11 protein-coding genes and 1 tRNA gene are annotated in these 12,341 nt (G+C 72.4%); 11 read left to right on the top strand and 1 reads right to left on the bottom strand.

Features of this window, described 5'->3' with window-relative positions:
* Positions 1 to 58 precede the first annotated feature (58 nt).
* The 7 genes from rsmA (at position 59) to ACULK2_RS12445 (ending at position 7,368) form a co-directional block, all read left to right on the top strand.
* On the top strand, positions 59 to 958 hold the full coding sequence (gene rsmA / locus ACULK2_RS12475) for a 16S rRNA (adenine(1518)-N(6)/adenine(1519)-N(6))-dimethyltransferase RsmA (RefSeq protein ID WP_445967547.1): 900 nt from the start codon (positions 59 to 61) through the stop codon (positions 956 to 958).
* Positions 959 to 1,020: 62 nt separating this feature from the next.
* On the top strand, positions 1,021 to 1,563 hold the full coding sequence (locus ACULK2_RS12470) for a hypothetical protein (protein ID WP_445967546.1): 543 nt from the start codon (positions 1,021 to 1,023) through the stop codon (positions 1,561 to 1,563).
* Between the two features lie 9 nt (positions 1,564 to 1,572).
* On the top strand, positions 1,573 to 2,532 hold the full coding sequence (locus ACULK2_RS12465) for a 4-(cytidine 5'-diphospho)-2-C-methyl-D-erythritol kinase (RefSeq protein WP_445967545.1): 960 nt from the start codon (positions 1,573 to 1,575) through the stop codon (positions 2,530 to 2,532).
* An 81-nt stretch (positions 2,533 to 2,613) separates the two neighbouring features.
* On the top strand, positions 2,614 to 4,500 hold the full coding sequence (locus tag ACULK2_RS12460) for an ABC-F family ATP-binding cassette domain-containing protein (protein ID WP_445967544.1): 1,887 nt from the start codon (positions 2,614 to 2,616) through the stop codon (positions 4,498 to 4,500).
* Positions 4,501 to 4,690: 190 nt separating this feature from the next.
* Positions 4,691 to 5,575, top strand: a complete 885-nt coding sequence (locus ACULK2_RS12455) for a MetQ/NlpA family ABC transporter substrate-binding protein (protein WP_445967543.1) — start codon at positions 4,691 to 4,693, stop codon at positions 5,573 to 5,575.
* 105 nt (positions 5,576 to 5,680) lie between these two features.
* The gene (locus ACULK2_RS12450) at positions 5,681 to 6,709 is read left to right on the top strand and encodes a methionine ABC transporter ATP-binding protein (protein ID WP_445967542.1); all 1,029 of its coding nucleotides are present in this window, start codon (positions 5,681 to 5,683) and stop codon (positions 6,707 to 6,709) included.
* Positions 6,709 to 7,368 (top strand): methionine ABC transporter permease, encoded by a 660-nt coding sequence (locus ACULK2_RS12445; protein WP_445967541.1) that lies wholly within the window; start codon positions 6,709 to 6,711, stop codon positions 7,366 to 7,368. The genes ACULK2_RS12450 and ACULK2_RS12445 overlap by 1 nt, the downstream gene beginning before the upstream one ends.
* Before the next feature lie 84 nt (positions 7,369 to 7,452).
* On the opposite strand, the gene ACULK2_RS12440 is transcribed toward ACULK2_RS12445, so the two are convergent.
* Positions 7,453 to 7,950: a MarR family winged helix-turn-helix transcriptional regulator gene (locus tag ACULK2_RS12440; RefSeq protein WP_445967540.1), complete on the bottom strand. Its 498-nt coding sequence runs from the start codon at positions 7,948 to 7,950 to the stop codon at positions 7,453 to 7,455.
* A gap of 123 nt (positions 7,951 to 8,073) precedes the next feature.
* On the opposite strand from ACULK2_RS12440, the gene ACULK2_RS12435 reads away from it, so the two are divergent.
* From ACULK2_RS12435 to ACULK2_RS12420, 4 genes are all read left to right on the top strand, one after another.
* A tRNA-Gln gene (locus ACULK2_RS12435) sits at positions 8,074 to 8,145 on the top strand.
* A 1-nt stretch (position 8,146) separates the two neighbouring features.
* Positions 8,147 to 9,598: a bifunctional UDP-N-acetylglucosamine diphosphorylase/glucosamine-1-phosphate N-acetyltransferase GlmU gene (gene glmU, locus ACULK2_RS12430; protein ID WP_445967606.1), complete on the top strand. Its 1,452-nt coding sequence runs from the start codon at positions 8,147 to 8,149 to the stop codon at positions 9,596 to 9,598.
* Positions 9,599 to 9,632: 34 nt separating this feature from the next.
* A complete protein-coding gene (locus tag ACULK2_RS12425) occupies positions 9,633 to 10,610 on the top strand; it encodes a ribose-phosphate diphosphokinase (protein WP_445967539.1) in 978 nt (325 codons plus the stop codon).
* Positions 10,610 to 12,325 carry a long-chain-fatty-acid--CoA ligase gene (locus ACULK2_RS12420; RefSeq protein WP_445967538.1) on the top strand — a complete coding sequence of 572 codons (1,716 nt, stop codon included), beginning with the start codon at positions 10,610 to 10,612 and terminating at the stop codon, positions 12,323 to 12,325. Before ACULK2_RS12425 ends, ACULK2_RS12420 begins: the two co-directional genes overlap by 1 nt.
* The last annotated feature ends 16 nt before the right edge of the window (positions 12,326 to 12,341 follow it).

Raw genomic sequence — 12,341 nt, 5'->3', positions numbered from 1 at the left:
CCGCGTGCACGGGGGGCGCCGCCTGCCGCAGCATCGGGAGCGTGCGGGGGAGCAGCGCGTGAACGCGCATCGGCACGAGGCCGACGGCGGCGGCGCCGTCAGGCCGCGTCTGCTCGGCCCTGCCGAGATCCGCGACCTCGCCGAGCTGCTCGACGTGACGCCGACCAAGAAACTCGGGCAGAACTTCGTCCACGACGCCAACACCGTCCGCCGCATCGTGCAGACCGCGGGCGTGCAGCGCGGCGAGACCGTGCTCGAGATCGGGCCGGGGCTGGGGTCGCTGACCCTCGGCCTCCTCGAGGCGGGCGCCGACGTCATCGCGGTCGAGATCGACCAGCGGCTCGCCGCGCAGCTGCCGCACACCGTCTCCGTCATGCAGCCCGGCACGTCGCTCACCGTCGTCCGAGCGGACGCGCTGCGCGTGGCCGAGCTGCCCGGAGAGCCCACCCGGCTCGTCGCGAACCTGCCGTACAACGTCTCGGTGCCGGTGCTGCTGCACCTGCTCGAGCACTTCCCGTCGCTCACGTCGGGGATCGTCATGGTGCAGGCCGAGGTCGGGCACCGCCTCGCCGCCGATCCCGGTTCGAAGGTCTACGGCGCGCCGAGCGTCAAGGCCGCGTGGTACGGCGACTGGCGCACCGCGGGGCACGTGTCGCGCATGGTGTTCTGGCCGGTCCCGAACGTCGACTCGGTGCTCGTCGGCTTCGAACGCGCCGCCGCGCCCGGCGACCCGCCGGGCACCGAGGAGGAGCGGAGGGCGGTGTTCGCGATCGTCGACGCCGCCTTCCAGCAGCGTCGGAAGATGCTCCGCCAGTCGCTCTCAGGCGTGCTCGGCGGCTCCGCCGCCGCGGCGAGCGCGGTGCTCCAGCGCGCGGGTGTCGACCCACAGGCGCGCGGTGAGCAGCTCATCGTCGACGACTTCCTGCGGATCGCGCGCGCCGCGGCATCCGGCGCCTGACCCGGACGATCGCCGGCTGGCGCCCCTCGCGCCGGGCGTCGACCCGGCGGTACGGTGTCGGCATGGACGAGGGTGACGTCGGTTCGAGTCGTGACGCGGTCGGCGACGCCTCGGTCCGCGAGGCGACGGGCCGCGAGCGGACCGAGTGGTTCGACCTGCTCGACGAAGCCGGCGCGGGCGAGTGGACGCACGCCGCGACGGCCGCCTGGCTCGCCGGCGAGCAGGGCGTGGACCCGTGGTGGTCGCAGCACCTGACGGTGGCGTACGAGCAGTCGCGCGGCATCCGCTCGCCCGGCCAGCGACAGGACGGCTCCTTCGAGGCGAGCGTGTCGCGCACCGTGGCGCTCGACGCGGTGGCCGCGCTGCACGCGCTCGTCGACGTCGTGGCCGTCGAGCTCGACGCGCAACCGCTCGCGCGGAACACGTCGGCTCGGAACCCGACCGCGCGGTTCCCGCTCGACGGCGGCGAGTTCCTGCTCGCCGGGTCGAGCCCGCGCGGCGAGGGGAGGTCGTCGATCTCGCTCACCTGGGGCCGGATGCCCGACGGCTCGCGCGTCGCCGAGGTGAAGCGGGCCATGCGCGACTGGCTCTCCCGCGTCGGCTAGCGTGGTGCCATGGTGTTCCCGGCGACCGACGCGGCAGTGCACGTCCGAGCCCCCGGGAAGATCAACCTCTTCATGCGGGTGGGCGCACTCGACGACGACGGGTACCACGACGTCGCGACCGCCTACCAGGCGGTGTCGCTCTACGAGGACATCCGCGCCTGGCCCGACGACGAGTTCTCGGTCTCCTTCGGCGGCTCGGTCGACACGTCGGACCTGCCGGCGGATGCCTCGAACCTCGCGATCCGCGCCGCGAAGCTGCTCGCCCGCCACGCGGGCGTGCCAGGCGGCGTGCGGCTCGAGATCGACAAGCACGTCCCGATCGCCGGCGGCATGGGCGGTGGGTCGGCGGATGCCGCGGGCACGCTCGTCGCGTGCGATGCGCTCTGGGGCACGGCCCTGCCGAAGGAGGAGCTGCACGCGCTCGCCGCGTCGCTCGGCGCCGACGTGCCGTTCGCGCTCACCGGCGGCACGGCGATCGGCACCGGTCGCGGCGACCGGCTGAGCCCCGCGCTCGCCACGGGCTCGTTCCACTGGGTGCTCGCGATCGCCGACTTCGGGCTCTCGACGCCGGCGGTGTACGGCGAGCTCGACCGGCGACGCGACGCCGGCGTCGACCCCGAGTGGCGCGACGGGCACCACGGAGCGCGGAGCGCGCTCGACTCGCCCACGGTCGACGCAGCGATCCTGCATGCGCTGCGCGCGGGCGACCCGCGGCAGCTCGCCGTCGCCCTGCACAACGACCTGCAGGCCGCCGCCGTCGGCCTCGCGGCAGGTCTCGCGGCCGTGCTCGACCTCGGCGAGCAGAACGGCGCGCTGGCCGGGCTCGTCTCGGGCTCCGGTCCGACGGTCGCGTTCCTCGTCGACGACGCCGACAGCGCGCTCGAGCTCCAGGTGGTGCTCTCCGCCGGCGGACTGACGGCGTTGCACGTGCACGGTCCCGTGCACGGCGCCCGCGTGCTGCCCTTCTGACGCGGGCCGACACGGGACTCGGCCACGGCGCCGGGCGCGGCCGGCCCGCGCCGCACGGGGCGAAGTAGGGTTGAGCGCGACATGGCACACCTCCTCGGCGCCGAGCGCCTGCACCTCGAGTTCCCCACGCGCATCGTCTTCGACGAGGTCACCCTCGGCATCGACGAGGGTGACCGCATCGGCATCGTGGGGCGCAACGGCGACGGCAAGTCGACGCTGCTGAAGCTGCTCGCCGGACGGCTCGAGCCCGACGCCGGGCGCGTGACCGTGCGGCGCGGCGTGCGGATCGGCATGCTCGACCAGGCCGACACGATCGACGCAGATCTCACGGTCGCGGAGGCCGTGGTCGGCGGCATCGAGGAGCACGTCTGGGCGGGCGACGCGAAGGTGCGCGACGTCATCGCGGGCCTCCTCGGCGACGTGCCGTGGCGCGGACGCGTGGGCGACCTGTCGGGCGGCCAGCGCCGCCGCGTCGGGCTCGCGGCGCTCCTCGTCGGCGACTGGGACGTGCTGTTCCTCGACGAGCCGACGAACCACCTCGACGTCGAGGGCATCGCGTGGCTCGCCCGCCACGTGAAGGGTCGCTGGGCCGCGAGCGACGGCGCGGTGGTCGTGGTCACGCACGACCGGTGGTTCCTCGACGAGGTGTGCACCGCCACCTGGGAGGTGCACGACCGGATCGTCGAGCCCTTCGAGGGCGGGTACGCCGCCTACGTGCTGCAGCGGGTCGAACGCGACCGCATGGCCGCGGCATCCGAGGCCAAGCGCCAGAACCTCATGCGCAAGGAGCTCGCCTGGCTCCGGCGCGGGGCACCCGCCCGCACGTCGAAGCCGAAGTTCCGCATCGAGGCCGCGAACCAGCTCATCGAGAACGAGCCGCCCGTCAGGAACCCGGTCGAGCTGAACCGTCTCGCCGTCTCGCGGCTCGGCAAGGACGTCGTCGACCTGCTCGACGTCACCGTCGAGTACCCGGTGCGGGACGGCGCGCCCGCGGGTCTCGAGACGCGGTCGGCCGCTCCCGACGGTCGGCCGATGAAGACGGTGCTGCACGAGCTCGAGTGGCGCATCGCGCCGGGGGAGCGGACCGGCATCCTCGGCGTCAACGGCGCCGGCAAGTCGACGCTGCTGAAGCTCGTGACGGGCGAGGTGCAGCCGACGACGGGCCGCGTCAAGCGCGGCAAGACCGTGAAGATCGCGGTGCTGAGCCAGGAGCTCGCCGAGCTCGCGGAGTGGGCCGACGAGCGCGTGAGCGCGGTGGTCGCGGCGCAGAAGACGGCGTACGTCGTCGGCTCCGGCTCGAAGGCCGTCGAGCTCACGCCGGGGCAGCTGCTCGAGCGGCTCGGCTTCACCAGCCAGCAGCTCGCCACGCCGGTGAAGGACCTCTCGGGCGGGCAGAGGCGGCGGCTGCAGCTCCTGCTCATCCTGCTGCAGGAGCCGAACGTGCTGATCCTCGACGAGCCCACGAACGACCTCGACACCGACATGCTCGCCGCGATCGAGGACCTCCTGGATGCGTGGCCCGGCACGCTGCTCGTCGTGAGCCACGACCGCTACCTCGTCGAGCGGGTGACCGACCGGCAGGTCGCGATCCTCGACGGGCACCTGCGCGACCTGCCGCGGGGCGTCGACCAGTACCTCGAGCTGCGGCGGCAGCAGCAGGCGACGGATGCCGCGGAGCCGGCGCGGACCGCCGCGACACCGGCCCCGGGCGGCTCGGGTGCGGGGACGGCCACGCCCGCCCTCGCGGGCGCCGACCGACGCGCGGCCGAGAAGGAGATCTCCTCGATCGACCGGCGCCTCGAGAAGCTCCAGTCGCAGATCGCCGAGCAGCACGAGAAGCTCGCGCGGCACGACCAGTCCGACTACGTCGGCCTCGGCACCCTCGGCGACGAGCTGCGATCCCTCGACGACTCCGTGGCCGAGCTCGAGACGCGCTGGCTCGAAGTATCCGAGCAACTCGAGCGCTGACATCGCAGGATCTGTGACGCATGATGACCCGGTGGTCATTCAGGCGCAGATCCTTCGCCTACCGTGGAGATGCGCCCGCGAACGCGGCAACGACGCCCCACCGCCACCAGCGGTGGGGTTCGTCGTGTCCGAGGCACCACCGCCACCAGCATCCGATCGCGCGCGCCGACTCGTGAAAAGGAACTCCGCCATGCCCAGCACCACCGTCAAGCTCATCGCCGCGCTCGCCGCAGCACCGCTCGTCATCGGCCTCGCCGCCTGCTCGGCCGCGGGTGCCGCCGAGGACGACGTCGTCCGCATCGGCGTGGTCGGCAAGTCCGACCCGCAGTGGCCCGCGTTCGAGGAGGCCGCCGCGGAGGCCGGCATCGACATCGAGCTCGTCGACTTCGCCGACTACACCCAGCCCAACCCGGCGCTCACCGAGGGCGAGCTCGACCTCAACCAGTTCCAGCACATCGTCTACCTGGCCGACTACAACGTGTCGTCCGACGCCGACCTCACTCCGATCGGCGCGACCGCGATCTACCCGCTCGGCCTCTACTCGCTCGAGTACGACTCGGTCGAGGACATCCCCGCCGGCGAGACCGTCGCCGTTCCCGACGACCCCTCGAACCTCGCCCGCGCCCTCCTCGTCCTCCAGTCGGCGGGGCTGATCGAGCTCGATGGCGGCGGTTCGATCTTCTCGACCGTCGACGACATCGACGAGGCGAACTCGAAGGTGGAGGTCACCCCGCTCGAGGCCTCGCTCACCCCGACGAGCCTGCCCGACGTCGCGGCGGCGATCATCAACAACGACTTCGTGCAGGACGCCGGCCTCACCTTCGCCGACGCGATCGCGCAGGACGACCCCAGCGACCCGAACGCGCTGCCGTACGTCAACGTCTTCGCCGCACGCGCCGACGACGCCGGGAACAAGACCTACCTGAAGCTCGTCGAGATCTTCCAGACCGACCCCGAGGTGCAGGCCGGCCTGCTCGAGGCCTCGGGCGACACCGCGGTGGCGCTCACCACCCCGGTCGACGAGCTCGCCGACTCGCTCGCGACCGTCGAGGACGACACCCGCGCCCAGGGCTGATCGGCTCGGGCCGAAAGCCGACACCACGACGCATCCGCCGCACGCGCGGGTGGCGCGCCCCGATCGGGCGCCGCCACCCGCTCGCGTGCGTCGAGGAGGTATCCCATGGCGCTCGTCACCCTCGAGCACGTCACCAAGTCCTACCCGCCCGCCGGGCGCGGCGCCGAGGCCGTCACCGCCGTCGACGACGTCTCCCTCGAGATCGAGGCCGGCGACGTCTACGGCATCATCGGCTACTCCGGCGCGGGCAAGTCGACCCTCGTGCGGCTCATCAATGCGCTCGAGCCCGCCACGAGCGGCTCGATCCGCATCGACGGCCGCGAGATCACGGGCCTCCGCGAACGCGAGCTCCGCGGCATCCGCCTCGGGATCGGCATGATCTTCCAGCAGTTCGAGCTCTTCGACGCGAAGACCGTGCGCGGCAACGTCGCGTACCCGCTGAAGGTCGCCGGCTGGGCGAAGGCCGACATCCGCGCGCGCGTCGACGAACTGCTCGCGTTCGTCGGGCTCACGGACAAGGCCGGCGCGCACCCCGACCAGCTCTCGGGCGGGCAGAAGCAGCGCGTCGGCATCGCCCGTGCGCTCGCGACCCGTCCGCGCATCCTCCTCGCCGACGAGGCCACGAGCGCGCTCGACCCCGAGACGACGCAGGAGGTGCTCGCGCTCCTCCGGCGCGTCAATCGGGAGCAGGGCGTCACGATCATCGTCATCACGCACGAGATGGACGTCATCCAGTCGATCGCGACGAAGGTCGCCGTGATGGACCGGGGCGGGGTCATCGAGCACGGCGACGTCTTCGACGTGTTCTCCGCCCCGCGGCATCCGTCGTCGCAGAAGTTCGTCGGCACGGTCGTCAAGGGCGTCCCGTCGCCCGCCGAGCTCGCGGTGCTCCGCGAACGGCACGAGGGCCGGATCGTGACGTGCTCGTTCCGCGACGGCGACGCGTCGCAGGCGCGCGTGTTCCTCGACCTCGCCGAGGCCGGGCTCGAGTTCGAGCTCGTCTACGGCGGCATCACCGACATCCGCGGTCGCGCGTTCGGCCACCTCACGCTCGCCGTGCGCGGCGACGACGCCGCGATCGACCGCGCGCTCGTCGCGGTCGCCCGGCACGCCGACGTCACGGAGGTGCGCTGATGGACCGGCTCCTCGAGCTCGGCCCCGAGTTCTGGGCCGCGGCGGGCGAGACCCTGTACATGGTCGCGCTCACGATGCTGTTCGGCGGCGCCGGCGGGTTCCTGCTCGGACTCGGCCTCTACGCGACCCGCCGCGGCGGCCTCCTGCCGAACGCCGTCGTGAACAACGGGCTCAACGTCGTCATCAACTTCTTCCGCCCCATCCCGTTCATCATCTTCATCGCCGCGGTGCAGCCGCTCACGCGCGCGGTGATCGGCGTCGGCATCGGGACGGACGCCGCGATCTTCGCGCTCTCGCTCGCAGCGGCCTTCGCGATCGGGCGCATCGTCGAGCAGAACCTGCTCACCGTGCGACCCGGCGTGATCGAGGCGGCGCGGTCGATGGGCGCAGGGCCCTGGCGGATCCTCGCCACCATCGTCGTGCCCGAGGCGCTCGGTCCGCTGATCCTCGGCTACACGTTCATCGTCATCGCGGTCATCGACATGTCGGCGATGGCCGGGCTCATCGGCGGCGGCGGCCTCGGCTACTTCGCGCAGCTGTACGGGTTCCGGCAGTTCGAGCCGGTGGTCACCTGGGCCGCGGTGCTGCTCATCGTCGTGTTCGTGCAGGTCGTGCAGTACGTCGGCAACTGGCTGGCGCGGCGGGTGCTCCGGCGCTAGCAGGGCGAGCGGATGCCGCGGCGGCGCGCTGCGCGACGGCGTCGCGCCGGGCGGGCCTCGCAGACCGCGGCATCCGCTCGCCGCTCAGGCGAAGCCGAGTGAGAGCTTCCGGAGCAGCGCCGCGAGCCGGCGCTGCTCGGCGGGCGGGAGGCCGGCGAGCAGTTCCGACTCGGAGTCGACCAGTCGCGTGATCGCCGCATCCACGCGCGTGAGGCCTGCGGGCGTCATCTCGACGAGGATGCCGCGGCCGTCGTGCGGGTCGGTCTGACGTGTCACGAGCCCCCGCGCGACGAGCCGGTCGATGCGGTTGGTCATCGTGCCGCTCGAGACGAGCGTCTGCGCGAGCAGGGCCTTCGGCGGCAGGCGGAACGGCGTGCCCGCCCGCCGCAGCGCGGAGAGCACGTCGAACTCCCACGACTCCAGCTCGGAGCGCTCGAACGCCTGCCTGCGCGCCCGGTCGAGCAGCTTCGCGAGTCGGCCGACGCGCGAGAACACCTGCAATGGCGCGAAGTCGAGGTCGGGTCGCTCGCGCTCCCAGTCGTCGACGATCCGGTCCACCTCGTCCTGCTCGCCGGTCGTCATGCGGCCAGTATCCCACCGGCCGCAGGGGGCCTGCCGCGCGGGCCCGCGCGTTCGGGGCGACGGATGCCGCGTGGCAGACTTGAGGGCGGCGCCCGCGGGCCGCGCAGCCCGCGCCGGGGCCGGTCCGCCATGGTGTAACGGCAGCACGACAGCCTTTGGAGCTGTGAGGACCAGGTTCGAATCCTGGTGGCGGAGCATGGACGACAACCTCGCGATCATCGTGCTGGCAGCGGGTCAGGGCACCCGCATGAAGTCGGCGACGCCGAAGATCCTGCACCCCCTCGCGGGCGCGCCGATCATCGCGCACGTGCTGGCCACGGCGCGCGCGCTCGACGCAGCGCACGTGGTCGCGGTCGTGCGCCACGAGCGCGATCTCGTCGCGGCGGCCGTCGAGGCGGAGTTGCCCGGGGTGATCATCGTCGACCAGGACGACATCCCCGGCACCGGGCGGGCGGTCGAGCAGGCCGTCGCGGCGCTGCCCGACGACTTCGAAGGCGACGTGCTCGTGCTGAACGGCGACGTGCCGCTGCTCAACGCCTCGACGCTCGCCGAGATGCTCGAGCGCCACCGCGCCGATTCGCTCGCGGCATCCGTCCTGTCGGCCCGCTCCGACGACCCGACCGGGTACGGCCGCATCGTCCGCAGCGTCGAGGGCGCCTTTGACCGCATCGTGGAGCAGAAGGACGCCACCGACGACGAGCTCGCGATCGACGAGATCAACGCGGGCGTGTACGCGTTCGGCGCGGCGGCGCTCCGCGACCAGCTCGCGAACCTCACGACTGAGAACGCGCAGGGCGAGAAGTACCTCACCGACATCATCGCGTTGCTCCGCGCGGCCGGCTCCGAGGTGAAGGCGCGGCCCGTGTCGGAGCCGTGGCTCGTCGCGGGCATCAACGACCGCGCGCAGCTGTCGGAGACGGCGGCACGCCTGAACGCGCTCATCGTGCGCGGGTGGCAGCTCAACGGCGTGACGATCGAGGACCCGGCGACGACGTGGATCGACCTCGCCGTGCGCATCGAGCCCGACGTCACCATCCGGCCCGGCACCCAGCTCAAGGGCGCGACCGCGATCGCGTCCGGCGCGGTCGTCGGGCCCGACACGACGCTCGTGGACTGCGAGGTCGGCGAGCGCGCCGAGGTCAAGCGCACGGATGCCACGCTCGCCGTGATCGGCGCCGGAGCGTCAGTCGGCCCGTTCGCCTACCTGCGGCCCGGCACGGTGCTCGGCGCCGACGGCAAGATCGGCACGTTCGTCGAGACCAAGAACGCGCACATCGGCGCGGGCAGCAAGGTGCCGCACCTCTCCTACATCGGCGACACCGAGATCGGTGAGGGCTCCAACGTCGGCGCCGGGTCGATCACGGCGAACTACGACGGCGTGAGCAAGCACCGCACGACCATCGGCTCGCACGTGCGAACCGGGTCGCACGGCGTCTTCGTCGCGCCCGTTACGATTGGGGACGGGGCGTACACGGGGGCAGGCACGGTCGTCCGCAAGGACGTGCCGGCCGGTGCACTCGGCGTCAACGTCGCTCCGCAACGCAACATCGACGGATGGGTTCAGCAGCACCGCGTCGGAACCGCGGCCGCGCAGGCGGCCGAGGCCGCGCGCGAGGCAGGCGAGACCGACGTGAGCGATGCCGAATAGGATCCCGGCCGGGCCGGTGGGAAGGACTGCAACCATGTCGGGAATCGAGACCACCGGATCCAAGCGGCTCGTGCTCGTGTCGGGCCGCGCGCATCCGGAGCTCGCGAAGCACATCGCCGCCGAGCTCGGCAGCGAGCTCGTCCCGACCGACGCGCGCACCTTCGCCAACGGCGAGCTGTACGCCCGTTACGACGAGAGCGTGCGCGGCTCCGACGCGTTCGTCATCCAGTCGCACGCGGCGCCGATCAACGAGTGGCTCATGGAGCAGCTCATCATGGTCGACGCGCTGAAGCGCGCCTCCGCGAAGCGCATCACGGTGGTCTCGCCGTTCTACCCGTACGCCCGGCAGGACAAGAAGGGCCGCGGCCGCGAGCCCATCTCGGCGCGCCTGGTCGCCGACCTCTACAAGGCCGCCGGCGCCGACCGCATCATGTCCGTCGACCTGCACGCGGCGCAGATCCAGGGCTTCTTCGACGGCCCGGTCGACCACCTGTTCGCCATGCCCGTGCTTCTCGAGGAGTTCAAGAACTCGCTCGACCCCGAGAGCCTGACGGTCGTCTCGCCCGACATGGGCCGCGTCCGCGTCGCCGACATCTGGTCCGACAAGCTCGGGGCGCCGCTCGCCATCATCCACAAGCGCCGCGACCCGCTCGTGCCGAACCAGGTCTCGGTGCACGAGATCGTCGGCGAGGTCGAGGGGCGCGTCTGCCTCCTCGTCGACGACCTGATCGACACCGGACGCACGATCGTGAAGGCGGCCGAGGCGCTCAAGGCCAACGGGGCGACCGGGGTGGTCGTCGCGGCCACCCACGCCGTGTTCTCCAACCCGGCGACCGAGATCCTCCAGTCCGACTTCATCGATCGCGTCGTCGTCACCGACACGCTGCCGATCCCCGAGGAGAAGCGGTGGGACCGTCTCACCGTGCTCCCCATCGCGCCGCTCCTCGCCCGTGCCATCCACGAGGTCTTCGAGGACGGCTCGGTCACGAGCATGTTCGACGGGGCGGCCTGATGGCGGATGCCGCGTCCAGGCCCTGGCTCGCGAGCTACGCGCCCGGCGTGCCGAACTCCCTTCCCGCGCCCGGGGGCTCCCTGATCGACCTGATCCACGACACCGTGGCGCAGTACCCGGACCGCCCCGCGCTGGAGTTCTTCGGTCGCGTCACCAGCTACGCCGAGCTCGGCGAGCAGATCGATCGCGCCGCCGAGGGCCTGCGCCGGCTCGGCGTGCAGGCGGGCGATCCCGTCGCCATCGTGCTGCCGAACTGCCCGCAGCACATCGTCGCGTTCTACGCGGTGCTCCGACTCGGCGCCATCGTCGTCGAGCACAACCCGCTCTACACGCCGCGTGAGCTCCGCCACCAGTTCGAGGACCACGGGGCGCGCGTCGTCATCGCGTGGGACAAGGTCGTCGCCACCATCCAGGACTTCCCCGACGACCTCGCGATGCGGCACGTCGTGTCGGTCGACCTCACGCAGGCCATGCCGTTCACGACCCGCGTCGCATTGCGGCTGCCGATCGCGAAGGCCCGCGAGTCGCGTGCGGCGCTCACCACGAGCGTGCAGGGCGCCGTGCCGTGGCGCGAACTCGTGGCATCCGATCGCATCGCACCGCACATCCACGCGCCGCGGGTGGGCGACGTGGCGCTCATCCAGTACACGAGCGGCACCACGGGCAACCCGAAGGGCGCGACCCTCACCCACGCCAACCTGCTCGCGAACGCCGCGCAGGCGCGCGCCTGGGTCCCCGACATCGAGCGCGGCACCTCGGTCGTCTACGCGGTGCTGCCGATGTTCCATGCCTACGGCCTGACCCTGTGCCTGACGTTCGCGATGAGCATGGGCTCGCGGCTGGTGCTGTTCCCCCGCTTCGACCCCGATCTCGTGCTGAAGGTCGTGAAGCGGCATCCGCCGACCTTCCTGCCTGCCGTGCCGCCGATCTACGAGCGGCTCACCGCCGCCGCCGCGGAGCAGGGCGTCTCGCTCGAGGGGATCAGCATCGCGATCTCCGGGGCCATGCCGCTGTCGGCATCCGTCGTCGAGCCGTGGGAGGCGGAGACCGGCGGGTACCTCGTCGAGGGCTACGGCCTCTCCGAGTGCTCGCCCGTGCTCATGGCGAACCCCGTCGCGCCCACCCGCAAGGCGGGAACGGTCGGCCTGCCGCTGCCCGACACCGAGTGCCGCGTCGTCGACCCCGACCAGCCGATGAACGACGTCCCGGCGGGGAAGCGGGGCGAGCTCGTCGTGCGCGGGCCGCAGGTGTTCAGCGGGTACTGGCACAAGCCGGAGGAGACGGCGGCCGTCTTCGTGGACGACCCCGCCGGCGGCGCGCCCTGGTTCCGCACGGGCGACATCGTCACCATCGACGACGAGGGGTTCGTCCGGATCGTCGACCGCATCAAGGAGCTCATCATCACGGGCGGCTTCAACGTCGCGCCGAGCGAGGTCGAGGATGCGATCCGCCAGCACCCGGACGTCGCGGACTGCGCCGTCGTGGGCATGCCCGACGAGCGGTCGGGCGAGGAGGTCGTCGCGGCGGTCGTGCTGGTCCCCGGCGCGACGCTCGACGCCGAGGGCATCCGCACCGCGGTCCGCGACCGGCTGACGCCGTACAAGGTGCCGCGCCGCGTCGTCGCGGTCGACGACCTGCCGCGCTCGCTCATCGGCAAGGTCATCCGCCGCCAGGTGCGCGAGCAGTTGCTGGCGGGGGCCGCGCAGGCCGACTGAGGCGCGGACCGCCGGC

It is taken from the genome of Agromyces molybdatiresistens, assembly GCF_052748445.2.
The sequence above is the reverse complement of the archived record's forward strand: the minus strand, read 5'-3'. Positions and strand labels throughout refer to the sequence as shown.

What these genes read in the sequence shown, in the direction of transcription:
- ACULK2_RS12465 (WP_445967545.1), top strand. Translation starts at nt 1,573, where the DNA reads ATGGTGTTCCCGGCGACCGACGCGGCAGTGCACGTCCGAGCCCCCGGG.
- ACULK2_RS12455 (WP_445967543.1), top strand. Translation starts at nt 4,691, where the DNA reads ATGCCCAGCACCACCGTCAAGCTCATCGCCGCGCTCGCCGCAGCACCG.
- ACULK2_RS12425 (WP_445967539.1), top strand. Translation starts at nt 9,633, where the DNA reads ATGTCGGGAATCGAGACCACCGGATCCAAGCGGCTCGTGCTCGTGTCG.
- ACULK2_RS12450 (WP_445967542.1), top strand. Translation starts at nt 5,681, where the DNA reads ATGGCGCTCGTCACCCTCGAGCACGTCACCAAGTCCTACCCGCCCGCC.
- glmU (WP_445967606.1), top strand. Translation starts at nt 8,147, where the DNA reads ATGGACGACAACCTCGCGATCATCGTGCTGGCAGCGGGTCAGGGCACC.
- ACULK2_RS12445 (WP_445967541.1), top strand. Translation starts at nt 6,709, where the DNA reads ATGGACCGGCTCCTCGAGCTCGGCCCCGAGTTCTGGGCCGCGGCGGGC.
- ACULK2_RS12460 (WP_445967544.1), top strand. Translation starts at nt 2,614, where the DNA reads ATGGCACACCTCCTCGGCGCCGAGCGCCTGCACCTCGAGTTCCCCACG.
- ACULK2_RS12470 (WP_445967546.1), top strand. Translation starts at nt 1,021, where the DNA reads ATGGACGAGGGTGACGTCGGTTCGAGTCGTGACGCGGTCGGCGACGCC.
- ACULK2_RS12440 (WP_445967540.1), bottom strand. Translation starts at nt 7,950, where the DNA reads ATGACGACCGGCGAGCAGGACGAGGTGGACCGGATCGTCGACGACTGG.
- ACULK2_RS12420 (WP_445967538.1), top strand. Translation starts at nt 10,610, where the DNA reads ATGGCGGATGCCGCGTCCAGGCCCTGGCTCGCGAGCTACGCGCCCGGC.